We start from the raw sequence: 25,837 nt of genomic DNA, 5'->3' as shown, positions 1-25,837 counted from the left end.
GGGGCTCCGGTGACCGTCCCCGGTCGGCTGGTGGAGTTCGTGCAAGCCCTCCGGGAGCACGGACTGCAGATCGGTCCCGGCGAGACGATCGACGCCGCCGGTGCGGTCTCCGTACTGGGGTTCGAGGACCGCGAGCAGCTGCGCCACGGCCTCGCGGCGACGCTGCTGCGCCGGTCCGGACACGAATCGGTGTTCGACGCGATCTTCGACCTGTACTTCCCACTCGCCACCGGCGCGCCGCAGGTGACCAGGGACGAGGCGCCGGACCTGGTAGAGCTCCGGGCGCAGCTCGCGGACGCGCTGGCCGGCGGCGACGACGCGCTCGTCGCCCAGCTGGCGGCGGCCACGGTCGCGCTGCTGGGCGCGTACGGGCAGGTGGGCGAGGGCAGCGCGCCTGGCTCCGGCGGCTGGTCGGCGCACCAGGCGCTGGAGCGGCTCCGCCCGCAGACGCTGATCGCCGCGGTGGCCGAGCGGATGGCGTCCGGGGAGTTCACCGACCGGCTCGCGCGCGATGAGGCCCGCCGCCGGGTCGCGGAGTTCGAGAACAGGGTCGCCGCCGAGGCCCGCCGCCGGGTCGCGGAGATGCGCGGCCGCGACCGGATCGCCCGGTACTCGATCCCGAAGGCCGCCGACCAGCGCGACTTCATCACCGCGAATCGTGAGCAGCTGGCCGCGCTGCGCCGCACGGTCAAGCCGCTGTCACGCCGGTTGGCGACCCGGCTCGCCGCTCGGCGTCGGCACGCCCGCCGGGGCGCCCTCGACCTCCGCCGCACGTTCCGCCGCTCGCTCTCCACCGGCGGCGTCGCGATGCGCCCGGCGTTCCGCAAGCCGCGACCGGGCCGACCGGAGATCGTGCTGCTCTGCGACGTGTCCGGGTCGGTCGCGAGCTTCGCGCAGTTCACGCTGATGCTGGTGGAAGCGCTGCACGACCAGTTCAGCCGCGTCCGCGCGTTCGCGTTCGTCGACGCCACGGCCGAAGTGACCGAACTGGTCGCCGACAACGACGCCGACCCGGCGCGGTTGGTCGAGCGCATCCTGTCCGAGGCCGGCGTCGTGCGCTGGGACGGGCACAGCAACTACGGCCGGGCGCTGAAGGACTTCGTCACCGACTCGCTGGACGCCGTCGGCCCGCGGACGTCGGTCCTGGTACTCGGCGACGCCCGGACGAACGGCGGCGATCCGAACCTGCCCGCGCTGCGGCAGATCGTCGAGCGCGCCCGGCGGACGTACTGGCTGAATCCCGAGCCGCGCGGGTCGTGGGGGAGCGGCGACTCGGCGACCGAGGCCTACCGGTCGCTGGTCGATATGTACGAGTGCCGTAACGCCGACCAGCTCACGCACGTCATCGGGCGCCTCCTCCCGGTGTGAGCGGTCCGCCCAGAACGCCGCTGACAGACGAGCGCGAGGCCTTGAGACCGCAGCAAGGTCGAGGCGGCCTCGCGCTCGACTGCCAGCGACGCCCTGGACGGGCTCCAGGTCGGAGCAAAAGCTGTTGATCGGGTTAGATGGAGCCGTGACGGCAAACCTCCTCGACGGTAAGGCGACCGCGGCCCTGGTACGGGCCGAACTCCGCGACCGGGTGGCCGCGCTGCGCAAGCGAGGCGTGGCGCCGGGCCTGGGCACGGTGCTGGTGGGCGACGACCCGGGTTCCCGGGCGTACGTCGCCGGGAAGCACCGGGACTGCGCCGAGGTCGGGATCGAGAGCATCCGCGTCGATCTGCCCGCCGACGCCACCCAGCAGGACGTCGAAGGCGCGGTGGCGCGGCTCAACGCCGACCCGGCCTGCACCGGGTACATCGTCCAGCTGCCGCTGCCCAAGGGCCTGGACGCCAACCGCGTGCTCGAGCTGATGGACCCGGACAAGGACGCGGACGGCCTGCACCCGACGAACCTGGGCCGGCTGGTGCTGGGCGTGCCCGCGCCGCTGCCGTGCACCCCGCGCGGGATCGTGGAGCTGCTTCGCCGCTACGGCGTCAAGCTCGACGGCGCCGAGGTCGTCGTTGTCGGACGTGGTCTGACCGTCGGGCGTCCGCTGGGGCTGCTGCTGACGCGACGGACCGAGAACTCCACCGTGACGTTGTGCCACACCGGAACGCGTGACCTGGCCGAGCACACCCGGGCGGCGGACATCGTCGTGGTCGCCACCGGCCACGCCCACATGCTGACGCCGGACATGGTGAAGCCGGGCGCCGCGGTGCTCGATGTCGGCATCACGCGGACCGAGGCCGGGCTGGCCGGCGACGTCGATCCGGCCGTCCGGGAGGTCGCCGGTTTCATCGCCCCGATGCCGGGTGGCGTCGGCCCGATGACGCGGGCGATGTTGCTCGCGAACGTCGTCGAAACCGCAGAGCGATTCGAAGACTGAACTCGGTCAAAAGGCCCGCCCGGTCAACCGGGCGGGCTTTTTCTTTCTCCGACAAAATTGCTCACGTGTAGTTGCATTACCCTGCGTGATATTGCGAGCACAAGCCGCAGTTATCTGTGAATTTCCCGGGAAAATCGTGGCGAGCGTTACGGAGTCCCGGATTTTTCTGCGTGTCAGCTTTCTGACACTCTTGGCAGTGGCCGTTCCGTCGCAAGGTTGACAACACTCGCGCAGCCTATGAGGGAGACTCTTCCTGAGAAGTTTTACAGAATGCTCATAGGCGGACATAAGCGTCTCCCGACAAACCGGACCTAAGCCGCTTTCGGGCGGGTCGTTGCAGGTTCAACGGAATCCAGCCAAGTGACTAAACGGACTTTCGCCCATCTTCCCGAAATTGAAGTACCTGTTGCCCGCCGGTTGACAAAGCGACATGAAGTTTTGACAGCACCTTCACATGAGAGTGCGCATGTTGCCTATGATCGGTCCTTCGGGAGGCCTCTTTGCGCGCTGTGAAGCGGCCGCCGAGTCAAGATCAGCAAGTTGGACATAAAGGTAGATGCGTGCAATGCAGGGAGATTTTCGGATGGACGGCATGGAGGGGACCTGCCGAGTCACGGTGCGTGAATAACGCCGTGGTCGAACATCCGAAGTCCACTGCCCGCCCGGGCTGTCCGGCCGCTAGCCAACGGTCGGCGATCGGGCATGCCGAGCTGACGGAGTCGTCGGCGATCGGCCAGAAGTCGGTTGCTTCACCGCAAGTAACCCACGCGTCGACCCATCAAACCGGAATTTTCGTTGTCCGTGTCAGTCAGGGGTGCCATGCCGCTCCTGTCGGAGGAGGGCTGCAATGACCGCGCCGAATCGGGCTGCGACGAGCGATGACGACTCGTCACAGTCCTCCAACTCGGCTGTAGGCCGGGTGCGCGTCCCCTCGGCGCGCCCGGCTGCCGATTCTGACGGATCGGTAGAGCGTCCTGAGGATCGTGCCGACGACGGCGGTGCCCGACCGCCCGAGGCGGCAGGCCGCGCATCGGTCAGCGGCTCCGCGTCCGTGGGTTCTGCCTCCGTGGGTTCCGCCTCTGTGGGTTCCGCGTCCGTCAGTGGCTCGGCTTCGGTCAGTGGCTCTGCCTCGGTGAGCGGTCCGTCCGGCCGGGCGAGCGTCCCGGCACCGGAGGCGCACGACGGCCGGGGCCGCGCCTCGGTTCCGGTGCCGCCGCCGGTCGACGACCGGGGATCACAGGGTCGTGCCACGGTTCCGCCTCCGGCGGAGCCTGCCGGCCGCGCGCGCATCCCGGTGTCCCGCCCCGAGCAGGACGCCGACCAGGGCTACTTAGCCGGCGGCTACGAGGCGCCGGGTTACGACCGCGCGCCCGGCTACGACCAGCCGGCTGCCTACGGCTCCGCGCGGCCTCCGCAGCCGCCGCCTCCGCCGCAACCGCAGGCCCCACCGCCTCCGCCGCAGCCCCAGTACGAGGCGCACGACGCCCAGCCGCCCTACCGGCAGCCCGCCGCCCGCGGTGGTCACGGGTACGAGGACAGCGGCGAGTACATCCGCCCGATCTTCATCGACGCTCCGCCGATGCCGGCGCCGAGCCACGAAGAGACGACGCTGCTCGACATCGTCCAGGAGCCGTTCGGCCCCGCGCCGCGCATGGTGGCGATCGGACGCGCGACGGTGCCGGTCTTCTCCCGCCCCGACGCGCGCGAGGAGATCCCCGAGACCGGCCTGGACGCCGCTTTCGAACTGGACAAGACGGGCCAGTTCGGCATCGAGCGCATCCACGGCCCGCGGGAGACCTACGACTACGAGGGCTACAGCACGCTGGCCGGCCCGCTGCAGGCCGCGCCGCAGGGCCAGTACAAGGTCCAGCTCCGCCGGCTGTTCCGCCGCAGGCCGTTCCGGACCGCGATCGTCACGCTGCTCGCGCTCACCGTCGAGGTCACGTTCTTCGCGTGGCTGCTGATCGCGGGCGACATCCCGACGGTCAAGGGTCACCAGGCCCTCTACGCGGCCACGATCTTCGTCGTCGTGACGACCGCGCTGGTCGAGTTCTTCCGGCTGATCAACGTCCTGACGCTCTGCATCATGACGCTGAGCGTCCGCGATCCGATCCCGGTCGTACCGCAGCGTGGCCTACGGGTCGCGTTCCTCACCACGATCGTTCCCGGCCGCGAGCCGGTGGACGTGGTTCGCCGCACGCTGTACGCCGCGAAGCACATCCGGCACGACGGTCCGTTCGACGTCTGGCTGCTCGACGAGGGCGACGACGACGAGGTGAAGGCGATGTGCGCCGAGCTCGGCGTCCGCCACTTCACCCGGCGCCACGTGCCGCAGTGGAACACCAAGCACGGGCCGCACAAGGCGCGTACCAAGCACGGCAACTACAACGCCTGGATCATCAGCCACGCGCGCGAGTACGACGTGTTCGTCTCGGTCGACCCCGACCACGCGCCGCTCCCGAACTACTGCGAGCGGATGCTCGGGTACTTCCGTGACCCCAACGTCGGCTTCGTGATCGGGCCCCAGGTCTACGGCAACTACGACAACTTCGTGACCCGGTGGGCCGAGTCGCAGCAGTACCTGTTCCACTCGGTGCTGCAGCGGGCCGGTAACCGGCTCGGCGTCCCCATGCTGGTCGGGACCAACAACGCGGTCCGCATCGACGCGCTGCTGTCGATCCGCGGCCTGCAGGACTCGATCACCGAGGACATGGCGACGAGCATCGTCGCCCACACCACGAAGAACCCGGCGACCGGCAAGAAGTGGCGGTCGGTCTACACGCCGGACGTTCTGGCGGTCGGCGAGGGCCCCGCGTCCTGGACGGACTTCTTCACCCAGCAGCACCGCTGGTCGCGCGGCACCGACGAGGTGCTGATCCGGTCGTTCTGGAAGCGCGGCTGGAAGCTCGGCCCGCGCCGGATGCTGCACTACATGCTCCTGATGTCGTTCTACCCGCTGACCGCGGTCGCCTGGCTGCTCGGTGCGGCCACGTGTGCACTCTCGGTCGTCCTGGGGACAAAGGGCGTTCAGGTTCCGCTGCAGGTCTGGCTGATGCTCTACGTGGACGCCGCGGTGCTCCAGGTCGGGTTGTATCTCTGGAACCGGCGGCACAACGTAAGTCCGCACGAGAGCGCCGGTTCATCCGGCGCGGTGGGCATGTTGATGTCCACGATGTCGGCACCGATCTACGTCTCCTCGTTCGTCGGTGCCCTGCTGGGCCGGAAGAGCGGCTTCGTCGTCACGCCCAAGGGCGACTCGGCGAGTCCGGACCGCTTCCGGACGTTCAGCTTGCACCTGGCCTGGGCCGCGTTCTTCGCGTCGCTGGTCATCGTGTCCGTACCGCTCGGGCATGCCTGGGGTCCGCTCTGGATCTGGCCGTTGCTCAACTGCTTCGTCTGCCTGCTGCCCGTGATCATCTGGCGCTACGAGGTCCCGCTACGCCGCCGTCAGGCGCGTAAGGCCGCAGCCGCCTATCCGCAGTCCGCACGCCGCAACCACCTGGAGACCGCAGCATGAGTCCCCGGAAAAAACCATCGATCGGCCGTCGGTTCGTCACGCTGGTGACGACGCTCGGCGTCCTCGCGATCCTCGCGGTCGTGAACCGGCCGATGGTCGCCTTCGGTCAGGAGCAATACCACCAGTTCCAGATCAACAGAGCGTCGTACAAGTCCGAGTACGGCCACTGGGACATGCTCCCGGTGCCGGCGGAGTTCAAGGTCAACGCGATTCACGCGGCCCTGCTCCCGACCGGCAAGGTGCTCATCATCGCGGGCTCCGGAAACAAGGAGAAGGAGTTCAAGGCCGGCAAGTTCAAGACGCTGATCTGGGACCCGGCCACGAACCACTTCAAGCTGATCACGACGCCGACCGACATCTTCTGCGCCGGCCACAGCTTCCTGTCCAACGGCAACCTGCTGGTCGCCGGCGGCACCAAGAAGTACGAGGTGCTCGAGGACAAGATCAAGAAGGCCGCGGGTGTCCTGAAGATCAAGCAGGAGAACCCGGAGGGTGGCGTCACCGAGTTCGACAAGGGCACGGTCGTGACCTCCGCGACCGGCGTGAAGTTCAAGCTCACGGCCGACGTCAGGGTTCCCTCGGCGACGAAGAAGACCGTCAACGGCAAGTTCGACATCACGCCCGGTGAGGCCGAGGTGTGGATCGAGGCGGTCGAGGCCGGCAAGGACTCGGTCATCCCGAAGCCGATGAACTTCACGCTTCCGGGGCTGACCGGCGACGACGTCAAGAACGTGTACGGCGTCACCGAGAAGCTCACGATGGAGAAGCAGGAGTACACCGGCGCGGAGTACACCTACGAGTTCAACCCGTTCACCGAGAAGTACGAGCGGGTCGGCAACCTGAACGTGCCGCGGTGGTACCCGACGCTGATGCCGACCGCCGACGACACGGTGCTGGCGCTCTCGGGCCTCGACCAGTTCGGCCGGGTCGACACCGGCAAGACCGAGGTCTACAACGAGAACACCAAGAAGTGGGAGTACAAGCCCAAGCTCAACCGGTACTTCCCGACGTACCCGGCGCTCTTCCTGATGCAGAACGAGAAGCTGTTCTACTCGGGTTCGAACGCGGGCTACGGCTCGGCGACCGAGGGCCGCACGCCCGGCATCTGGGACCTCAAGACCAACACGTTCCAGGAGGTCTCCGGGCTGCGTCAGCCGGAGCTGAACGAGACCAGCGCGTCGGTGCTGCTGGCGCCGGCGCAGGACCAGAAGGTCATGTTCCTCGGCGGCGGTGGCGTCGGCGAGAGCGAGATCTCGACCGCGCGGACCGACATCATCGACCTGGACGAGTCGGCGACCCCGACCTGGAAGCCCGGCCCGGACCTGCCGAACCCGACCCGGTACCTGAGCACGGTGCTGCTGCCGGACGACACGCTCTACACGTCGCACGGGTCCAGCGGCTACCGGGGCAAGGGCAACAGCGACCTGCTGACCGCGCAGATCTACCACCCGGACACGAACAAGTTCGTGCGGGCGGCCGACCCGACCGTGGGCCGGAACTACCACTCCGAGGCGCTGCTGCTCCCGGATGGCCGGGTCATCACGCTCGGCAGCGACCCGCTGTACGACAAGTCCGACAAGAACCCGGGCACGTTCGAGCAGCGGATCGAGATCTTCTCGCCGTCATACCTCTACCACGGTGAGCGGCCGACGATCTCCGACGGTCCGAAGTCGGTCCAGCGGGGCGCGAGCTACAAGTTCGCGACCCCGGACGCGGCCGACATCAAGACCGCGCGGCTGATGCGGCCGAGCACAGTCACCCACACCACGGACGTCGAGCAGCGCTCGATCGCCCTGGACGTGACCAAGGAGGCCGACGCGATCGGGCTGACGATCCCCAAGGAGCGTGGCCTGGTGCCGTCCGGCTGGTACATGCTCTTCGTCACGAACACCGACGGCACCCCGTCGGTCGCGAAGTGGGTCCAGGTGCAGTAGGGCTCAGCTCACCCGTCACGGCGGGCCACCCGATGGGGTGGCCCGCCGTTTTGTCTATGCGGACGCCATGCGCCGCGCCACCGCTGCTGCACGGTGCCCCGTGCCTCGGGCCGCATGCCGAACGAGCCGGCCGCACCCGGAGGGGTGCGGCCGGCTCGTGAGCTTGCGTACTAGCGTGGAGCCCGGCCGTGCAACCTACTGAGATTCCTTGGCGAGGGAGAGTGCGTACTCGGGCCACCACTGGCCGGCTTCGGGCTCTCCGTCGCGGCAGGCGCCGTCCGAGTCGCCCGGCTGCTTCACCCAGAGGTACGCGTCGACCTTTGCCGTGCCGGTGTCGCTGGTGGGCGGAGTTCCGAGCGCCCGACCGGGCGGGTTGCACCACTTCTGGTCGTCGGTCGTCTCGGTGTACGGCCCGTTGCCGTTCCGGCTGGTGTCGATGATGAAGTGCTCACCCTCGAGCGAGTCCGACAGCTTGTTGCCGTAGTCGACGCTCGCCTCCGTGGTCTCGAAGTTCGAGACGTTGAGCGCGAAACCGTCGGCCTGGTTGACGCCGATCCGCTTGAGCGCGGCGACCATCCGCGTCAGGTCCTTGATCCACGACGCGTTCCCGGCGTCCACGTACACCGTGACCTCGGGGTTCTTCTTCAGCGTCGTGATCGCGTACTGAAGCAGGTTGTACCGCTCGTTGATCTGCGCCTCTTCGGAGATGCAGCCGTCGAGCGTGTGCGCGATCGCGTCCGGCTCCAGGATGATGACGCCGTCGTGCCCGTTGAGCCCGGTGGCGATCTCGTCGATGTACGCCTTGTACGACGCCGCGTCGGCCGCACCACCGGAGGAGTACTGCCCGCAGTCGCGGTGCGGCACGTTGTAGATCGTCATCACCGCGGTCTGGCCGGCCTTCTTCGCGTCCGCGACGAGGGTGGCGACCTCCTGGGTCGTTCCACCGTTGTCGGACGCGAGCCACTCGGCGATCGGCCGGGAGGCGATCTTGTTCAGCTGCTCGGCGTCCGCGGTGTTGCCGGCGTTCTTCAGCTGCCGATACTGCTGCGCGGCCGGGTTCTGCGGGTTGACGTAGAACGTCTTACCGGAGAGCGGGTTGTCCGGATCGATGCTCGCGCTGGGCGTCGGCTTGTCGGGCTTGTCCGAATCGTCGCCCGATGTGAATACCACCGTGAGGCCGCAGGCCATCAAAGCCGCGACGACGGCGAGGCCGGCAATCACCGGGGTACTGAGCTTCTGGGCCCGGCGGTGTCGTGGTGCCACCCTTTTAGCCACTCCGAAGTTCCGCCCTGTCCTGTCTACTCCGCTTGAACCTACACGGCCGACGCCAGCGACCCTGATCGTCAGCTGTACCAACGTCGCTGCCGGTAACCGCCATCGTTCGCTACGCCCGGTCACCGGTCAGTCGGGTTCCGGTCGGTCGACCGGCGACGTCCACCACATCGACAACGGCTACCCGTTCTCGCACGTCCCGGAAGCACCAAATAGTTCAGATGTGTTCCCGATCACGTCCGGGAGCGGTAGAACGTCCAGGCGTCGCCCACGATCGAGTGCAGGTCGGGACGCGCGGGCACCCAGCCGAGCTCGCTCGCGGCCCGCGCGCTCGAAGCCACCAGCTCAGCCGGGTCACCCGGACGGCGGGCGGCCATCTCGACCGGCACCGGATGACCGGTCACCGCGCGGACGACCTCGACCACCTGCTGGTTGCTGAAGCCGTTGCCGTTGCCCAGGTTGTAGACCCGGTGCCTGCCGGGCTCGATGGAGTCCAGCGCGAGCAAGTGCGCGGCCGCGAGGTCGGCGACGTGGATGTAGTCGCGGATGCAGGTGCCGTCGGGGGTGGGGTAGTCGTCGCCGAACAGCTGCAGCTTCTCCCGCTTGCCCGCGGCCACGTCGAGCGCGATCGGGATCAGGTGGGTCTCCGGGTCGTGCCGCTCACCCAGCGCCGGGCCGTCGGCAGGGATGTACGCGCCCGCGACGTTGAAGTACCGCAGGCTGATCGCTCCGAGGCCGTGTGCGGTGCACTCCGCGCCGATCGCGGCGTCAACGGTCAGCTTCGTCCAGCCGTAGGGGTTCGTGGGCGCCTTCACGGCGTCCTCGGTGATCGGCACCTCCTGCGGGTTGCCGTACACCGCGGCGGTGGAGCTGAACACCAGCCGGGGCACGTTCGCGGCACGGACCGCGTCCAGCAGCGCGAGCGAGCCGATCACGTTCGTGTGGAAGTGCCGCTCCGGGAACTGCACGGACTCACCGGCCGCGATCTTGGCGGCGAAGTGCAGGACGCCGTCGAAGCCGCTGTCCGGGGTCAGAACGCTGGCGACGTCGTGCACCGAGATCTGGTGCAGCGGCACCCCGTCCGGGACGGCGTCCGCGTGGCCGGTGGAGAGGTCGTCGAGCACCGTCACGTCGTGACCCGCGTCCACCAGCAGCCGCGTCACGACGCTACCGATGTATCCGGCGCCGCCCGTCACCAGCAGTTTCATCTCAGCTCCTCGTCGCAGCCCCGGGCGGGCTGGTCTACCCGAAGATCGTATCGATCCAGCTACCGGGTACCCCCGGACGGCCCGGCCGATGCCCGGGCGCCACTCCTGACAGAATGCTCCGCATGGGTGAGACACGTCCCCGAGTGCTGTCCGGTATCCAGCCCACCAGCGACTCGTTCCATCTGGGCAACTATCTCGGGGCGGTGCGCAACTGGGTGCTGATGCAGCAGACCCACGATTGCTACTACTGCGTCGTCGATCTGCACGCGATCACGGCCGGACATGACCCCGAGACGCTGCGCCGCCGCACCCGGGTGTCGGCCGCGCAGCTGCTGGCGGTGGGCATCGATCCCGAGGCGTCCACCCTGTTCGTGCAGAGCCACGTGCCCGAGCACGCCCAGCTGGCCTGGGTGTTCAGCTGTATCACCGGGTTCGGTGAGGCCAGCCGGATGACCCAGTTCAAGGACAAGTCCGCCAAGGGCGGCGTCGACCGGTCGAGCGTCGGCCTGTTCACCTATCCGATCCTGCAGGCCGCCGACATCCTGCTCTACCAGGCGGACGCCGTCCCGGTGGGCGAGGACCAGCGGCAGCACGTCGAGCTGTCCCGTGACCTCGCGCAGCGGTTCAACAGCACGTTCGGCCAGGTCTTCACGGTGCCGAAGCCGTACATCGTCCGCGAGTCGGCGAAGATCTACGACCTGCAGAACCCGACCGCGAAGATGAGCAAGTCGGCGTCCTCGCCGAACGGCGTCATCGACCTGCTGGACGAGCCGAACCGCAGCGCGAAGAAGATCCGCTCGGCGGTCACCGACACCGGGCGCGAGGTCGTGTTCGACCAGGAGAACAAGCCGGGCGTGAGCAACCTGCTGACGATCTACTCGGCGCTCACCGGCCGCACGATCGACGAGCTGACCACCGCCTACGAGGGCAAGGGCTACGGCGACCTGAAGAAGGACCTCGGCGCCGTGGTCGCCGACTTCGTCGCGCCGATCCAGAAGGCGACCCAGGGGTACCTCGACGACCCGGCCGAGCTCGACCGGGTGCTGGCGATCGGCGCCGCCAAGGCGCGTTCGGTCGCGAGCGCGACGCTCGCCGCGGCCTACGACCGCATCGGATTCCTGCCGGCCGCCCCGTGACACGCACGATCGGGGTCGCGCTGTCGATTCCCGCTCCGTACGGCCCGCAACTCGACGAACATCGTCGGGCTGCCGGCGACCCGATGGCGGAGTTCATTCCCGCGCACGTCACCCTGCTCGGCCCGACCGCGCTGGCCGACGAGGAGCTGGCGGACGTCGTTGAGCACCTGCGGGTCGCCGCGACCAGGCATACGCCGTTCGAGCTGCACCTACGGGGTACCGGCACGTTCCGGCCGGTCACCGCGGTGGTGTTCGTGACCGTCGCGAGCGGCATCAGCGAGTGCGAGATGCTGGAGAAGGACATCCGCACCGGCCCGCTCGACCGGGAACGGCTCTACCCGTACCACCCGCACGTGACGGTGGCGCACGATCTCGACGACGAAGCGTTGGACCGCGTTTACGCACACCTCGCGCATTTCGAGGCACGATTCCGGGTACCGGGATTTACGTTGTTCGAGCACGGCGTGGACGGACGGTGGCGCCCGCGGCAGGAGTTCCCGTTCCCGGTCTGAACGGGGAGGTCCGTCGGCGCCGGAGTGGGGGCGCGGCATGGCCGATCGGTTCGTCGCGTTTCCCTGGGTCCCGACGTGGGTCGTCCGGCCGGTACGCCGCGCCCGGCAACGCTGGCGGTGGTTCGACACGATGATCCGGGCCGCCGTCCGGTTCGACGAGGTGAACGGCGGCCGGCTGGCGGCGGCGATCAGCTTCTACGCGTTTCTCGCGGTGTTCCCGCTCGGCTTGCTGTCGTTCTCGATCCTGGGTTACCTGCTGTCCGACGACGCCGCTCTGACGGCGCGCGTCGAGCTGTTCCTACGAGAGAACATCCCGGGCTTGCCGGTGACCGCGATCGCCGACGCGCGCAACACCGCAGGCGTGATCGGCGTCCTGGGTTTCCTCTACGCGGGTCTGCGCTGGGTGGACGTCGTCCGGAGCTCGGTACGGGCGATCTGGCGACGTAACGAGATGCCGAACAACATCTTCATGCGGACGATCAACGACCTACTGGCGCTCATGCTGCTCGGGGCCGCGCTGCTGTTCTCGGTGGGAGGGACGGTCGCGCTCTCCGGCGGCTTGGACTGGCTCCTCGGCGCCACCGGGCAGGAGGGTGAAACCGTCGGCGACACCACGACGACGATCCTGGCGTTTCTCGCCGGGATGCTCGTCAACATAGTGGCGTTCGTCGGGTTCCTGGCCGGGTTGCCGCGGCTTCGGATGTCGTTCCGCCGGGTGATCGGTCCGGCGCTCCTCGGCGCGATCGGCCTGGAGCTGCTCAAGACCGTCGGACGGGTGTTCATCAACCGGACCGAGGCCAACCCGGCCTACGCCGTCGTCGCCGGCACCGTCGGTCTGCTGGTCTTCCTGCACCTCTTCGACCAGCTGCTGCTGTATTGCGCGGCGCTGACCGCCACCGCGCAGCGGGGCGGTGCGGTGATCGACCGCGGTGCGCCGGGGGACCAGCTCGATGCGGGAACGGTCAGTGCGGACCGTCAGGCTGACGCGGACGGTCCGGCCGGGACGAACCCCCGTACCGATGCGGTGGGCGTCCGCCCGGCCGCGGACGAGGACCGGACGGGCCCCGATCGGGCTCCCGTCGTTGTGTCCGCGGAGGTGCCCCCGGCCCGACCGGATGCGGCAACCGCGCCGACCGACGTCGTCGCGCGGCCAGGGAGCGCACCTGCCGGGCCCTGAGCAGCCCGATACCGACGACCAGCAGGCTCACCCCGACGACGCCGGCACCGACGAACCAGGCCGAGGGGCCGTCACCGGCGCCGGCTGCGGCGACACGTCGGGCGGCGTCCGCCGGGTGGGTCGGCTCGGCGGCCGGTGCGTCGTTCGCGCCGTTGACCAGGCGACCCACCGGCTCGGCCGAAGCCGGGAGCGCGAACCCCCAGTCGAGCAGGCCCGCGGCCTGCTTCCAGAGTGGCTCCGGCCGGTGCTCACCCTCGAGCATCGTGACGACGAGCCGCCGGCCGTTGCGGGTGGCCGCGCCGACGTAGGTGTGCCGTGCCAGGTCGGTGAAGCCGGTCTTGCCGCCGATCGCTCCCGGGTAGTTGTAGAGCAGCTTGTTGTCGTTCTGGATCTGGAACCCGGCGTAGGTTCGCGGGGGCTGCACGTTCGGCTTCTGCGGCGGGATCTGCGCGGACTTCGTCGCGGTGTACTTGCGGAAGTCGGCGCGGGCGAAGTCGGCACGGGCGATCAGCGCCAGGTCGTACGCGCTGGTCCACTGGCCGGGGCCGTCCAGGCCGGACGGCGTCACCGCGTGGGTGTCGTTCGCGCCGAGTTTGGCCGCGGTGGCGTTCATCGCGGCGAGCCCACCCTTCATGCCGGAGTCGCCGCCGGCCAGCCGGGCGAGCACGTTCGCCGCGTCGTTGCCGGAGACCAGCATCAGGCCGAGCAGGATCGTCTCGATCTTGTACCGGCCGCCCTCGACCAGCCCGACCGCCGAGCTGCCCGACTCGAACGCGAGGTCGCCCGCGGTGACCGTGACGACCTGGCTCGGCTTCACCAGCGGCAGCGCGGTGAGGGCGGTGAGCAGCTTCAGTGTGCTGGCCGGTGGGTGCAGGGCGTGCGGTGCGCAGGCCGCCAGCACCTCGCCGCTGTCCAGATCGGCGACCACCCAGGAGCGGGCGCTGAGGCTCTTCGGTAGGCCGCCGGACGCCGTCTCGGGCATCACCAGACCGGTACTGCCCATCCGCTCGCCACCCACCGGGTCCTCGGTGTCCTCGGTGGTCGGCGGCGTCGGCCGCGGTGGTGCGCTGATCGGCGGTGACGCCTTGGCGATCGGGCACGGCGGGTCGTCGGCGGCTGCGGCGGGAGCGGCAGCGGGGCCGGTCACCGTCAGCCCACTGACGGCGCACACCAGCGCGAGCACTGCTGCTGCGAGTCGAACCGGTCTCACCGAGCGAACGCTACCCGGATCCGGGCGCGGCGCCCGGTAGTTGGAGCGCGTCGATTCAGACCTTCGGCGGGATGGCGTCCAGGAGCGCGTCGAGCTTCTTCTCGATCGCGTCGAGCCGCTGGTCGACGTATTCCTTGAGTTCGGTGACCTGGTTGGAGTGGTCCTGCCGCATGACCGATCCGAGGTAGGCGTTCCCGTCGCCGCCACGAACCGTGTCGTCGATCGCGTCGAGTTGGGCGCGGGCACGCTCGCTGTTCGCCTTCATCCGCGCCCACTCCGCCTGCGGCACCTGCGCCATGTCGTCTCCTCCGTTGGTGCGGTAGTTCTGCCAGTCGCGCAAGATCGAGGAGCTGGTGGACTCATGACCGGCCAGCCCGGACAGGTGCAGGTGGTGATCGGCCGACGAGTAGCGTCCGCGGAACGAGTCCTTGCGGGTGTACTGGTGGCCGTTGATGTTCAGGTAGTAGACCCACCGGTAGTTCCCGGCCCGGAGCCGCGGGATCAGCCAGCGCTCGAGGCCGGTCATGTTCGGGGCCACGAGGTCGATCGCGTAGACCTTGCCGAAGCGGCAGGCTCGGCCGCCGTACCCCTCCGAGCACCACGGGGTGTGGCCACCGGAGCCGCGTAAGTGGGCGGCGTTGCCGATGACGCCGAGGCAGCGGTAGCCCGCGCCGCGCATCGCCATCGCAGCCTCGTACTCGTCGGCGACGCCCTCGATCGGCGACCAGCGGACGCGTGCGCCGCTCGACGGCCGGATCACGGTGCCGCCGTCGCGGATCGCCATCGTGACGGCGGCGTTCACGACCGCGGCGGCCGCGCCGCCTCCACCGGCGGTGTTCGCGTCGGGATCGACGGCTTCCCGGGGCCAGGTAGGTGCGGTGTCCGCCGTCTCCATCGTCACCGGAACCGTCGGCATGACTTCGGCTAACGCGGCCAGCTCGGCCTCGGTGTGCTGTTCTTCGGGTGCGAGCAGCTCTTCGGGCGGCACGGCATCACCCGGCAGTGGCTCGGACACGGTGTGCGCCTCCGGGTCGACTTCGGGTACCCCCGCGCCAATACCTCGTGCGGCCGCGGGACAAACCCAGAGTAGCGATCGGAGGGCGGTCCTCACGAGTCCTGGGGGTATGGACGGGTGGCGCGGGCTGCGAAGCGCTCGGTAACGCAAAACCGGACTCCAAGCAGCGCTTAGAGCCCGGTTTCGCGTCACACGCCGTCAGACGCGGCGGAACAGCAACGCTCGCTTCACTTCCTGGATCGCCTTGGTGACCTCGATGCCTCGGGGGCAGGCGTCGGAGCAGTTGAACGTCGTCCGGCAGCGCCAGACACCCTCGGCGTCGTTCAGGATCTCCAGCCGCTCCTCCGACCCCTGGTCACGCGAGTCGAAGATGAACCGGTGCGCGTTCACGATCGCGGCCGGCCCGAAGTACTGGCCGTCGTTCCAGAACACCGGGCATGAGCTGGTGCACGCCGCGCACAGGATGCACTTGGTCGTGTCGTCGAACCGCGCCCGGTCCTCGGCCGACTGCAGCCGCTCCTTGGTGGGCTCGTTGCCGTAGGCGATGAGGAACGGCTTCACCGCGCGGTAGGCGGCGAAGAACGGTTCCATGTCGACGATCAGGTCTTTCAGGACCGGCAGGCCCTTGATCGGCTCGATCGTGACCTCTTCGCCGTCCTTGGTCAGCAGGTCCTTGAGCAGGACCTTGCACGCCAACCGGTTGACGCCGTTGATCCGCATCGCGTCCGAGCCGCAGATGCCGTGCGCACACGAGCGGCGGTAGGTCAGGGTGCCGTCCATGTACCCCTTGACGTGCCCCAGCGAGTTGAGCAGCCGGTCGCCGGGCGTCACCGGAACCTCGTAGGTCTCCCAGTGCGGCTCGGCGTCGGTCTCCGGGTTGTACCGCCGGATCTTCAGGTTGACGGTACGGATGACCGTGCCGGAGACCGTCTTCTCGACGAGCTCTTCCTCGGTCGCTTCGCGCGTGATCTCCATCGTGGAAGCCATCAGTACTTGCGCTCCATCGGCTGGTAGCGGGTGACGACGACGGGCTTGGTGCCGAGCTTGATCTCGCCGTTCGGCTGCCGGTACGCCATCGTGTGCTTCATGTAGTTCTCGTCGTCCCGCGTCGTGTAGTCCTCACGGGAGTGACCCCCGCGCGACTCCTTGCGAGCCTCCGCGCAGTAGACGAGCACCTCGGCCAGGTCGAGCAGGAAGCCCAACTCGACTGCCTCGAGCAGGTCGGAGTTGTAGCGCTGGCCCTTGTCCATGATCGAGATGCGGCCGTAGCGCTCCTTGAGCCCGGCGATGTCGTCCAGGGCCTGCTTGAGCGATCCCTCGGTGCGGTACACGGCCGCGTTGAGGTCCATCGTGTTCTGCAGTTCCCGGCGGATGTCGGCCACCCGCTCCTCGCCGGTGGAGTTCCGCAGGCCCTCGACGAGCTCCACGACGACGGTCTCCGGCGAGGCCGGCAGCTCGACGTGGTCGTGTGCCAGCGCGTACTCGGCGGCCGCGATGCCTGCCCGGCGGCCGAACACGTTGATGTCGAGCAGCGAGTTCGTGCCCAGGCGGTTCGCGCCGTGCACGGACACGCAGGCGACCTCACCCGCGGCGTAGAGGCCGGGGATGACGTTCTCGGAGTCCCGCAGCGCCTCGCCGTGGATGTTGGTCGGGATGCCGCCCATCGCGTAGTGCGCGGTCGGGTACACCGGCACCGGGTCGGTGTACGGCTCCACACCCAGGTAGGTGCGCGCGAACTCGGTGATGTCCGGCAGCTTGGCGTCCAGCTGCTCCGGCGGCAGGTGCGTGAGGTCGAGGTAGACGTAGTCCTTGTGCGGACCGGCGCCGCGTCCCTCGCGCACCTCGGTGGCCATCGCGCGGGCGACGATGTCGCGCGGCGCGAGGTCCTTGATCGTCGGCGCGTACCGCTCCATGAACCGCTCGCCGGAGTCGTTGCGCAGGATGCCGCCCTCGGCACGCGCGCCCTCGGTGAGCAGGATTCCCAGGCCGGCCAGGCCGGTCGGGTGGAACTGGTAGAACTCCATGTCCTCCAGCGGGAGGCCCTTGCGCCACACGATGCCCATGCCGTCGCCGGTGAGCGTGTGCGCGTTCGACGTCGTCTTGAAGACCTTGCCGAAGCCGCCGGTCGCGAAGACGACCGCCTTGGCGTGGAAGACGTGGATCTCGCCGGTCGCCAGCTCGTACGCCACGGCTCCGGTACAGATCGGGCCGTCCGGACCCTCGGAGAGGATCACGTCGAGGACGTAGAACTCGTTGTAGAACTCGATCCCGTGCTTGACGCACTGCTGGTAGAGCGTCTGCAGGATCATGTGGCCGGTGCGGTCGGCCGCGTAGCACGCCCGGCGGACCGCGGCCTCACCGTGGTTGCGGGTGTGACCACCGAAGCGGCGCTGGTCGATCCGGCCCTCGGGGGTGCGGTTGAACGGCAGCCCCATCTTCTCGAGGTCGAGGACCGCGTCGATCGCTTCCTTCGCCATGATCTCGGCGGCGTCCTGGTCGACCAGGTAGTCGCCGCCCTTGATCGTGTCGAAGGTGTGCCACTCCCAGTTGTCCTCTTCGACGTTCGCCAGCGCGGCACACATGCCGCCCTGCGCCGCGCCGGTGTGGGAGCGGGTCGGGTAGAGCTTCGTCAGAACAGCCGTACGGCAGCGCTGCCCGGACTCCAGAGCGGCCCGCATGCCGGCACCGCCCGCCCCGACGATGACCGTGTCGTACCGGTGAAACTGCATCTCGGTCTCCTGGTCAGCTGATGTTCGGGTCGAAGGTGAAGATGACCAGCGTGCCGAGCGCGATGATCAGCGTCGTCGTGGTGTAGAGCAGCATCTTCAGCCAGAACCGAGTGCCGTCCCGCTCCGCGTAGTCGTTGATGATCACGCGCAGGCCGTTGGTGCCGTGCAGCTGGGCCAGCCAGAGCAGCGCGAGGTCGAACACCTGCCAGAACGGGCTGGCGTACTTGCCTGCGACGAACGCGAAGCTGATCCGCTGGACCCCACCGTCGATGAACGCGTTGACGAACAGGTGGGTGAAGACCAGGACGACGAGCAGCAGGCCCGAGAGGCGCATGAACACCCAGGCGTACATCTCGAAGTTCGTCCGGTTGGTCGCGCGCTCACGCCGCGGAGACCGTGGGGCTTCGATGCTGAGACTCATTTCAGCTCCCGAACACTTCGAGGAACGCGTGCTTGAGCAGGTAGTACGAGCTCGGCACCATCAAGGCGACCCAGAGCACGACGATCACTCGCAGCATCACGGCCTGGTACTTGGTGCCCTTCGACCAGAAGTCGACGAGGACGATCCGGATCCCGTTCAGGGCGTGGAACGCGATCGCGGCCGTGAGGCCGAGTTCCATCACGCTCATGATCGGGTGCTTGTACGACGCGATCACGTCGTTGTAAGCGTCTGGCGACACCCGGATCAACGCGGTGTCGAGAACGTGGACGAAGAGGAAGAAGAAGATCAGGACGCCGGTGACCCGGTGGGCCACCCACGACCACATCCCCTCACGACCCCGGTAGAGCGTGCCCGCCGGAAGGCGGCGGGCGGTGGGTGCGGCGCTGGGCATCCGACACACGCCTCCGTGGTGACAGGTGGAGACCGGAAGCAGCGTGCTGACTGCCCCCGGGCAGGCACGGCTGTGACAGCAATCAGACACACCCGCGTCTTCGCATGCTATTCCCAGGATCCGGACACCCCTATGCGGGTGTGAGGTGTCAGACCTGGTGAGTGGCCACTCTCACACGCACGACGGGGGTGTCCGCGCCGTGGGAACGGGGCGCGAACCGCAGCGATTCGGAGACAGGATCGGATGGTGGCTCGGCGTGGCGGCTCCGGCGTCGACGTGCTGGGCCTTTCACGATAAAGCACCGAAGAAACGATAAAGGTGCCTGCAGGGGCCAGTGCCAATAAACCGAGTAATTCTTCAGCAACAATTGCCATTCCCTGGGTGAGCGCCAAAGGGACGAAATACGGCTAGATGTCTAGATCGCGCGGGCCTTCGGGAGGCCGGCGCCGGGGAGATGTGTAGGCAACATCGGTTTCATCTGTCGGTCACGACACGCCCGTTAGTGTCCCCACGACGCCGACCGGGCCGATCCTGGTCGGCCGGGCACTCCGATCCCGTTTTAGTCACGGTCCGGTGACGACTGCCTGCTCCGCTTCAATCCACGTCTACCTGCGCCTACGCTCCCTCTGTTCTGCACCGACCGCGTCCGCCCGGCGGCGCGGCGGACGGACGCAGACCGGGGCTGTGCACAGGGGAAGGAGACAGTCTTGCGCTACCCGCGTGGGATGAAATTCGCGGCGGTGGCCGCGGTCTTGGCGATGGCCCTCACGGCCTGTGGGGGGAGTGACGACGACTCGACCAGTTCGGACTCGACGACGGCTGCCTCCGGCGAGACGCTGAAGATCGGCCTCGCGTACGACATCGGCGGGCGGGGCGACAAGTCCTTCAACGACGCCGCCGCGGCCGGCTTCGACAAGGCCGCCAAGGAGTTCAAGCTCGAGAACAAGGAGCTCGCGGCCAAGGCCGACGAGGTCGACGCCGACAAGGAGGCGCGGCTCAAGGAGCTCGCCGACGCCGGCTACAACACGATCGTCGCGGTCGGCTTCGCGTACGCGAACGCCCTGAAGACCGTCGCGCCGGACTACCCGGACGTGAAGTTCCAGATCATCGACGACAGCAGCGTCACCGCCGAGAACGTCTCCTCGTACACGTTCAAGGAGAACGAGAGCGCCTACCTCGTCGGCGCGCTCGCGGCGCTGAGCAGCAAGACCGGCACCGTCGGCTTCGTCGGTGGTGTGAACAACCCGCTGATCCAGAAGTTCGAGGCGGGCTTCAAGGCCGGCGCCACGGCCGCCAAGCCGAGCATCAAGGTCGTCTCGACCTACATCTCGCAGCCGCCGGACTTCAGTGGCTTCGCCGCGCCCGACAAGGGCAAGGTGGCCGCCACCGGTCTGTACGAGCGGGGCGCGGACGTCATCTACGCCGCCGCTGGTCTGTCGAACAACGGTGTCTTCGAGGCTGCCGCGGCCCAGAAGAAGTGGGCCATCGGTACCGACTCCGACCAGTACCTCACCGCCGCTGCCGCGGTGAAGCCGTACATCATCGGTTCCGCGCTCAAGGGCGTCGACACCGCTGTGTACGACTTCATCAAGTCCGTCGAGGAGGACAAGTTCAAGGCCGGTAACACGGTCCTGGGCCTCAAGGAGGACGGCGTCGGTTACGTCATCAACAACGAGCAGTTCAAGACGTACGCGACGCAGATCGACAAGTTCAAGGCGGACATCATCTCCGGCAAGATCACGGTGCCGGACAAGCTGTGAGTCCTACCGGCCGGTCCCGCTCCCCACTCGGGAACGGGGCCGGCCGGTGCGTTTAGGCGGCGGTCGGCCGTCGGGCAGCGAGAGCCGCCCGGCGGCCGACCGTGCGTCGGCCACATCCCGCTGGTGCACTGCGCACTCGGGACTGTCGGCGACACGTTGTAGCTTTCGCACGCGGCGCACGCGCCTACGAAACCCCCGGTGACCCCACCGCCCGAGGAGAGGAGACGGCCATCTCCGAGACGACCGGCCCCGCCGGCCCGAACGCCGGCGACGGCCCCGACGACCGCCCAGCCGCTGCCGGGCCTCCCGCCGTCGAACTGCGTGGGATCACCAAGCGTTTCCCCGGCGTCGTCGCCAACTCGGACGTCAACCTCTCGGCCGACCGCGGTGAGGTGCACGCGATCGTCGGCGAGAACGGCGCGGGCAAGTCGACGCTGATGAAGACGCTCTACGGCCTGCACAAGCCGGACGAGGGCGAGATCCTGATCGACGGCAAGCCGATCACGTTCTCCTCGCCGTCCGACGCGATCAAGGCAGGCGTCGGCATGGTGCACCAGCACTTCATGCTGGCCGACAACCTCACCGTGCTCGAGAACATCGTGCTCGGCAGCGAGCCGACCCGGTTCGGATTCCTCGACCGTCGGCGCGCCCGCACGAAGGTCAAAGAACTGGCCACCGCCTACCACCTGGACGTCGACCCGGACGCGCTGGTGGAGGAGCTCGGCGTCGGCGACCGGCAGCGCGTCGAGATCCTCAAGGTGCTCTACCGGGGCGCCCGGATCCTGATCCTGGACGAGCCGACCGCGGTCCTGGTGCCGCAGGAGGTCGACGAGCTGTTCGGCAACCTCCGCGAGCTCAAGGCCGAGGGCCTGACGGTCCTGTTCATCTCGCACAAGCTGGACGAAGTGCGCGCGGTCGCCGACCGGATCACGGTGATCCGCCGCGGCACCACCGTCCGCACGGTCGATCCGAACGAGGTCACCGCACGCGACCTGGCCCAGCTGATGGTCGGCAGCGAGCTGCCCGAGCCGGAGCTGCGCGGCTCCACGGTCACCGACCGGGCCGTGCTGAGCGTCGAGAAGCTGACCGTGCTGGCCGCGAACGGCCGCCCGGTCGTCGACGGCGTCGACCTCACGCTGCACGCGGGCGAGGTCGTCGGGCTGGCAGGCGTCGAGGGCAACGGCCAGGCCGAGCTGGTCGAGGCGATCATGGGCATGCGGCCCTCCGCCGGCCTGGTGCGCCTCGGCGACCAGGACCTCAGCGCCTGGGGCACCCGCGAGCGCCGCGAGGCGGGCATCGGTTACATCCCGGAGGACCGGCACCGCCACGGCCTGCTGCTGGATGCGCCGCTCTGGGAGAACCGCATCCTCGGCCACCAGACGCAGAAGCCCAACGTGCGCGGAGCGTTCGTCAACCGGAAGGGCGCGCGGGAGGACACCGAGCGCATCGTCCGCGAGTACGACGTCCGGACGCCGAGCGTCGACGTCTCCGCCTCCTCGCTCTCCGGTGGTAATCAGCAGAAGCTGATCATCGGCCGGGAGATGAGCCACCAGCCGGTGGCGTTGATCGCCGCCCACCCGACCCGCGGGGTCGACGTCGGCGCGCAGGCGGCGATCTGGGACGAGCTCCGCCGGGCCCGCGCGGACGGCCTCGCGACCCTGCTGATCTCCGCTGACCTCGACGAACTGATCGGTATGTCCGACACCCTCTACGTGATCCTGCGCGGCCGCATCGTGGCCCAGGTCGACCCCCACAGCGTCACCCCCGAGGAACTCGGCGCCGCGATGACCGGAGCGGGGGAAGCGGCATGACCCTGCAACTCCGCCTCCGCCGCGTCGGGCTGATGCTGGCCGCGCCGGTTCTCGCGCTGGTGATGGCCTCGCTGCTGGTCACCGTGTTGCTGCTCGCGCTCGGCAAGGACCCCGGCGTTGTTCTGGACGCGATGGTCCAGTCGGGCAAGCGGCCCGCGAACATCGTCGACATCGTCAACCGGGCCACGTTCCTCTACATCGCGGCGCTCGCGGTCGCGATCGGGTTCCGGATGAACCTGTTCAACATCGGCGTCGACGGCCAGTACCGCCTCGCGGCGTTCCTCGCCGCCGCGGTCGGTGGGGCGGTCGTGCTGCCCGGTCCGCTGCACATCCTGGTGGTCCTGGTCGTCGCGATGGCGGTCGGCGCGGCCTGGGCCGGGATCGCCGCGATCCTCAAGGTGACGCGTGGCGTCAGCGAAGTGCTCTCGACGATCATGTTGAACGCGATCGCCACCGCGGTGATCGCGTTCCTGTTGCGGGACGGCATCCTCGGCGTGCTGTCCGAAAGCGGCAACGAGGTCAGCACCAAGCCGATCCCGGAGTCGGGCTGGTTCCCGTCGCTCGACCCGATCGCCCGCCCGATCATCGAGGCGCTGAGCAGCTCCGGGCTGCTCGACACCGACACGGTGAAGAACCCGAAGCTGGCCGCCTCCAAGGAGGTCTACGGGTTCCTGATCGTCGCGATCATCCTGGGGATCCTGTACGCGATCCTGGTCGACCGCACTCGCTTCGGGTTCGACCTGCGCGCGACCGGGTCGTCGCCGACCGCAGCCGTGGCCAGCGGCGTGAGCGTGAAGCGGATGATTCTGATCAGCATGCTGCTGTCCGGTGCGGTCGCCGGCCTGATCGGTATGCCGGAGCTACTCGAGGGACGCGGGCACAACTACTCGCTGAACTTCCCCAGCGGCATCGGCTTCACCGGGATCGCGGTGGCGTTGCTCGGCCGGAACAATCCGATCGGGATGGGGCTGGCCGCGCTGCTCTGGGGCTGGGTCGACGTGACCACGCGGTCGCTCGCGATCCTCGACCCGCCGAACGACACGTCCGACAAGGTCGCGTACATCATTCAGGCGCTGATCGTGTTCTGCGTCGTCATCGCATACGTCGTCGTGAACCGGTGGACGAAGGCCGCGGAGGCGCGGCAGGTGGCGAGCGAGCTCGCATCCGGCCACGACCTCTCCGCCGAGGAGCCGGTTCCCGCCGGCGTCGGTGCGGCCACGACGAACACCGCGGCGGACGCGAGCCCGCGTGCCGCCGCAGGCACCGGCGGCCCGCCGGGAACGCCCGACGGCGACAGCGTGTCGCCGGCAGGCGGCGACGGCGGGAAACCCGACCGGCCCGCCGCAGGTGACGACGGTGCGAGCACCGGGAAACCGCCGGGCGCGAAGCGTGAGGGTGACGAGGGCAGCGAGCGGGAGGAGGGGCGATGAGCCTCATCGACGCGGGAACCGCTCCGGCGCCCGCCAGCCCGGCGAGTGCGCCCAGGGTGAGCCGGACCCGCCTCTACTGGATCCTGATCGCGGTCCTGCTCGCGTTCTTCGCCGTGCGGGCGCTGCTCGGCGCCGACGACCTGACCTCGGCCGGCGCCATCCGCGCAGCCCTGCAGCTCGCGGTGCCGATCGGACTCGCCGGTCTGGGCGGTGTCTGGACCGAGCGGGCCGGTGTCACGAACATCGGCCTGGAAGGCATGCTCATCGTCGGCACGCTGTTCGGCGCCTGGGCAGGCTACCAGTGGGGTCCGTGGAGCGGCGTCGTCGTCGGCCTGTTCGCCGGGGCCTGCGTCGGAGCGCTGCACGCGATCGCCACGGTCGTGTTCGCGGTCGACCAGATCGTCTCCGGCGTGGCGATCAACATCCTCGCGCTGGGCGTCGGCGGCGTGCTCGGCAAGGTGTTCTTCGAGGGCAAGGAATCCGCCAGCGAGCGGCAGTCGCCGCCGATCCCGGACATGGGCACCTGGTCGATCCCGGGGATCGACGGTCCGCTCGGGGATCTGGAAGCGAAGCACTGGGTGGTGCTCTCCGACGTCGCGGGCATCCTGCGCGGCATCTTCGTCGGGCTCTCGCCGCTGACCGTGTTGGCGATCGCGCTGGTGCCGCTGAGCTGGCTGATCCTGTGGCGGACCGGGTTCGGTCTGCGGCTGCGTTCCTGCGGTGAGAACCCGACAGCGGCGGAGACGCTGGGCGTCAACGTCTACCGGACGAAGTTCCTCGCGGTCGTCATCTCCGGCGCGCTCGCCGGGCTCGGCGGCGTCTACCTGGTGACGGTCTCCAGCGGCACCTACCTGGAGGGCCAGACCGGCGGCCGAGGCTTCATCGGCCTCGCCGCGATGATCTTCGGTAACTGGACGCCGCTCGGCACCGCCGCGGGCGCGCTGCTGTTCGGTTACACCGACGCGCTGCGTCTGCGGTCGGACTCCTCGTCGGTGCCCGCGCTGCTGGCGTTCGCCGCGGTCGCGCTGATCTACCTGGCGATCCGGCAGATGTGGCGGATCTACCAGACCGACGGGCCGAGCGGGCTCGCCCGGCGCCTCGGCCCGAGCCTGGTCTGGCTGGTCGCGGTCGGTGCGTTCGCCGGGTTCGTCGCGCTGGGCGTCTCGGCGGCCGACGGGTGGGGCACCACCGGCATCGTCACGCTGGGGCTGCTGATCGCAGCCGGGATCGGATACGTGGGTGTCAGGCTGGGGCAACGGACCGAGGCCGGTGCGCTGACGCTCTATCTACCGGCGGCGGTGGTACTGGGCGTACTGACGTTGACCGGCTTCGAAGTGCCGAACCAATTCGTCGGCGTCACACCCAACATCGCCACGCTGCTGGTGCTCGCGTTCGCGACCCAACGCCTGCGCATGCCCGCCGCCGACGGTCTCCCGTACCGAAGAGGTGAGGGTTCGTGAACCCGGACTGGGACGCGCTGCGCAGTGCGGCGACCGCGGCGATGGAGAAGGCCTACGCGCCGTACTCGAAGTTCCCGGTCGGCGTCGCCGGTCTGGTGGACGACGGACGCATCGTCGTCGGCTGCAACGTGGAGAACGCGTCCTACGGGCTCGGGCTGTGCGCGGAGTGCGGGATGGTGTCGGCGCTGGCGGCCTCCGGCGGGGGCCGCCTGGTGGCCGTCGCGTGCGTCGACCGGTCCGGGAACCGGCTGATGCCGTGCGGACGCTGCCGGCAGCTGCTCTGGGAGCACGGCGGCCCCGAGTGCTTGCTCGACACGGTCTCCGGCGTCCGGCCGATGCGCGAGGTGCTGCCCGACGCTTTCGGTCCGGACGACCTCCTGACCAGGTAAACGACGTGCACGCGTGGCGCGCGCCTGCTGGGACGGAGCCCCGGCAGCCGCGCCCGCGTACGATCGTGGGCCGGGTGGG

Annotated in this window: 19 protein-coding genes and 1 pseudogene; 12 read left to right on the top strand and 8 right to left on the bottom strand. The window is 69.0% G+C overall.

The genetic code is table 11. The features are described from left to right. The first annotated feature begins 9 nt into the window (after positions 1 to 9). The 4 genes from BUB75_RS31870 to glxA all read left to right on the top strand — a co-directional run bounded on the left by BUB75_RS31870 (position 10) and on the right by glxA (position 7,816). Entirely contained in the window at positions 10 to 1,368 is a 1,359-nt protein-coding gene (locus tag BUB75_RS31870; RefSeq protein WP_073262213.1) for a vWA domain-containing protein, read from the top strand. Positions 1,369 to 1,513: 145 nt separating this feature from the next. Next, positions 1,514 to 2,365: a bifunctional methylenetetrahydrofolate dehydrogenase/methenyltetrahydrofolate cyclohydrolase gene (locus BUB75_RS31865; RefSeq protein WP_073262211.1), complete on the top strand. Its 852-nt coding sequence runs from the start codon at positions 1,514 to 1,516 to the stop codon at positions 2,363 to 2,365. 1,132 nt (positions 2,366 to 3,497) lie between these two features. Next, a complete protein-coding gene (locus tag BUB75_RS31860; protein ID WP_073262209.1) occupies positions 3,498 to 5,882 on the top strand; it encodes a glycosyltransferase family 2 protein in 2,385 nt (794 codons plus the stop codon). Then, positions 5,879 to 7,816, top strand: a complete 1,938-nt coding sequence (gene glxA / locus BUB75_RS31855; RefSeq protein ID WP_073262207.1) for a radical copper oxidase GlxA — start codon at positions 5,879 to 5,881, stop codon at positions 7,814 to 7,816. Before BUB75_RS31860 ends, glxA begins: the two co-directional genes overlap by 4 nt. Before the next feature lie 195 nt (positions 7,817 to 8,011). Here glxA and BUB75_RS31850 read toward each other — a convergent pair whose 3' ends face one another. Both BUB75_RS31850 and galE read right to left on the bottom strand, forming a co-directional pair. Then, positions 8,012 to 8,986 carry a glycoside hydrolase family 6 protein gene (locus tag BUB75_RS31850; protein ID WP_218617892.1) on the bottom strand — a complete coding sequence of 325 codons (975 nt, stop codon included), beginning with the start codon at positions 8,984 to 8,986 and terminating at the stop codon, positions 8,012 to 8,014. Between the two features lie 335 nt (positions 8,987 to 9,321). Continuing rightward, on the bottom strand, positions 9,322 to 10,296 hold the full coding sequence (gene galE, locus BUB75_RS31845) for a UDP-glucose 4-epimerase GalE (RefSeq protein ID WP_073262205.1): 975 nt from the start codon (positions 10,294 to 10,296) through the stop codon (positions 9,322 to 9,324). Between the two features lie 122 nt (positions 10,297 to 10,418). Between galE and trpS the strand changes: the two genes are divergently transcribed. From trpS to BUB75_RS47870, 3 genes and pseudogenes are all read left to right on the top strand, one after another. Further along, positions 10,419 to 11,432 (top strand): tryptophan--tRNA ligase, encoded by a 1,014-nt coding sequence (gene trpS / locus BUB75_RS31840; protein WP_073262504.1) that lies wholly within the window; start codon positions 10,419 to 10,421, stop codon positions 11,430 to 11,432. Continuing rightward, positions 11,429 to 11,944 carry a 2'-5' RNA ligase family protein gene (locus BUB75_RS31835; protein ID WP_073262203.1) on the top strand — a complete coding sequence of 172 codons (516 nt, stop codon included), beginning with the start codon at positions 11,429 to 11,431 and terminating at the stop codon, positions 11,942 to 11,944. The genes trpS and BUB75_RS31835 overlap by 4 nt, the downstream gene beginning before the upstream one ends. A gap of 37 nt (positions 11,945 to 11,981) precedes the next feature. Then, positions 11,982 to 12,839: pseudogene (locus tag BUB75_RS47870) on the top strand (YihY/virulence factor BrkB family protein); the annotation flags it as partial. Positions 12,840 to 12,906: 67 nt separating this feature from the next. On the opposite strand, the gene BUB75_RS48615 reads toward BUB75_RS47870, so the two are convergent. From BUB75_RS48615 to sdhC, 6 genes are all read right to left on the bottom strand, one after another. Continuing rightward, positions 12,907 to 14,331, bottom strand: coding sequence for a serine hydrolase (locus tag BUB75_RS48615; protein ID WP_084741950.1), 1,425 nt, complete (start codon positions 14,329 to 14,331; stop codon positions 12,907 to 12,909). Positions 14,332 to 14,386: 55 nt separating this feature from the next. Next, a complete protein-coding gene (locus BUB75_RS31820) occupies positions 14,387 to 15,346 on the bottom strand; it encodes a hypothetical protein (RefSeq protein ID WP_073262197.1) in 960 nt (319 codons plus the stop codon). Positions 15,347 to 15,544: 198 nt separating this feature from the next. Then, positions 15,545 to 16,333, bottom strand: a complete 789-nt coding sequence (locus BUB75_RS31815) for a succinate dehydrogenase iron-sulfur subunit (protein WP_084741949.1) — start codon at positions 16,331 to 16,333, stop codon at positions 15,545 to 15,547. Then, positions 16,333 to 18,075, bottom strand: a complete 1,743-nt coding sequence (gene sdhA, locus BUB75_RS31810) for a succinate dehydrogenase flavoprotein subunit (protein WP_073262195.1) — start codon at positions 18,073 to 18,075, stop codon at positions 16,333 to 16,335. The genes BUB75_RS31815 and sdhA overlap by 1 nt, the downstream gene beginning before the upstream one ends. Positions 18,076 to 18,088: 13 nt before the next feature. After that, a complete protein-coding gene (locus tag BUB75_RS31805; RefSeq protein ID WP_073262193.1) occupies positions 18,089 to 18,496 on the bottom strand; it encodes a succinate dehydrogenase hydrophobic membrane anchor subunit in 408 nt (135 codons plus the stop codon). A 1-nt stretch (position 18,497) separates the two neighbouring features. Next, the gene (gene sdhC / locus BUB75_RS31800) at positions 18,498 to 18,908 is read right to left on the bottom strand and encodes a succinate dehydrogenase, cytochrome b556 subunit (protein WP_073262191.1); all 411 of its coding nucleotides are present in this window, start codon (positions 18,906 to 18,908) and stop codon (positions 18,498 to 18,500) included. Between the two features lie 707 nt (positions 18,909 to 19,615). On the opposite strand from sdhC, the gene BUB75_RS31795 reads away from it, so the two are divergent. From BUB75_RS31795 to BUB75_RS31775, 5 genes are all read left to right on the top strand, one after another. Next, a complete protein-coding gene (locus BUB75_RS31795) occupies positions 19,616 to 20,668 on the top strand; it encodes a BMP family lipoprotein (protein WP_218617891.1) in 1,053 nt (350 codons plus the stop codon). Positions 20,669 to 20,985: 317 nt separating this feature from the next. Beyond that, positions 20,986 to 22,479 carry an ATP-binding cassette domain-containing protein gene (locus BUB75_RS31790; protein WP_073262500.1) on the top strand — a complete coding sequence of 498 codons (1,494 nt, stop codon included), beginning with the start codon at positions 20,986 to 20,988 and terminating at the stop codon, positions 22,477 to 22,479. Continuing rightward, on the top strand, positions 22,476 to 23,909 hold the full coding sequence (locus tag BUB75_RS31785) for an ABC transporter permease (RefSeq protein WP_073262187.1): 1,434 nt from the start codon (positions 22,476 to 22,478) through the stop codon (positions 23,907 to 23,909). The genes BUB75_RS31790 and BUB75_RS31785 overlap by 4 nt, the downstream gene beginning before the upstream one ends. Continuing rightward, a complete protein-coding gene (locus BUB75_RS31780; RefSeq protein ID WP_073262184.1) occupies positions 23,906 to 25,369 on the top strand; it encodes an ABC transporter permease in 1,464 nt (487 codons plus the stop codon). The genes BUB75_RS31785 and BUB75_RS31780 overlap by 4 nt, the downstream gene beginning before the upstream one ends. Continuing rightward, positions 25,366 to 25,758: a cytidine deaminase gene (locus tag BUB75_RS31775; protein ID WP_073262182.1), complete on the top strand. Its 393-nt coding sequence runs from the start codon at positions 25,366 to 25,368 to the stop codon at positions 25,756 to 25,758. The genes BUB75_RS31780 and BUB75_RS31775 overlap by 4 nt, the downstream gene beginning before the upstream one ends. Positions 25,759 to 25,837 lie beyond the last annotated feature (79 nt).

The organism is Cryptosporangium aurantiacum (assembly GCF_900143005.1).
GTDB lineage: Bacteria > Actinomycetota > Actinomycetes > Mycobacteriales > Cryptosporangiaceae > Cryptosporangium > Cryptosporangium aurantiacum.
The sequence above is the reverse complement of the archived record's forward strand: the minus strand, read 5'-3'. Positions and strand labels throughout refer to the sequence as shown.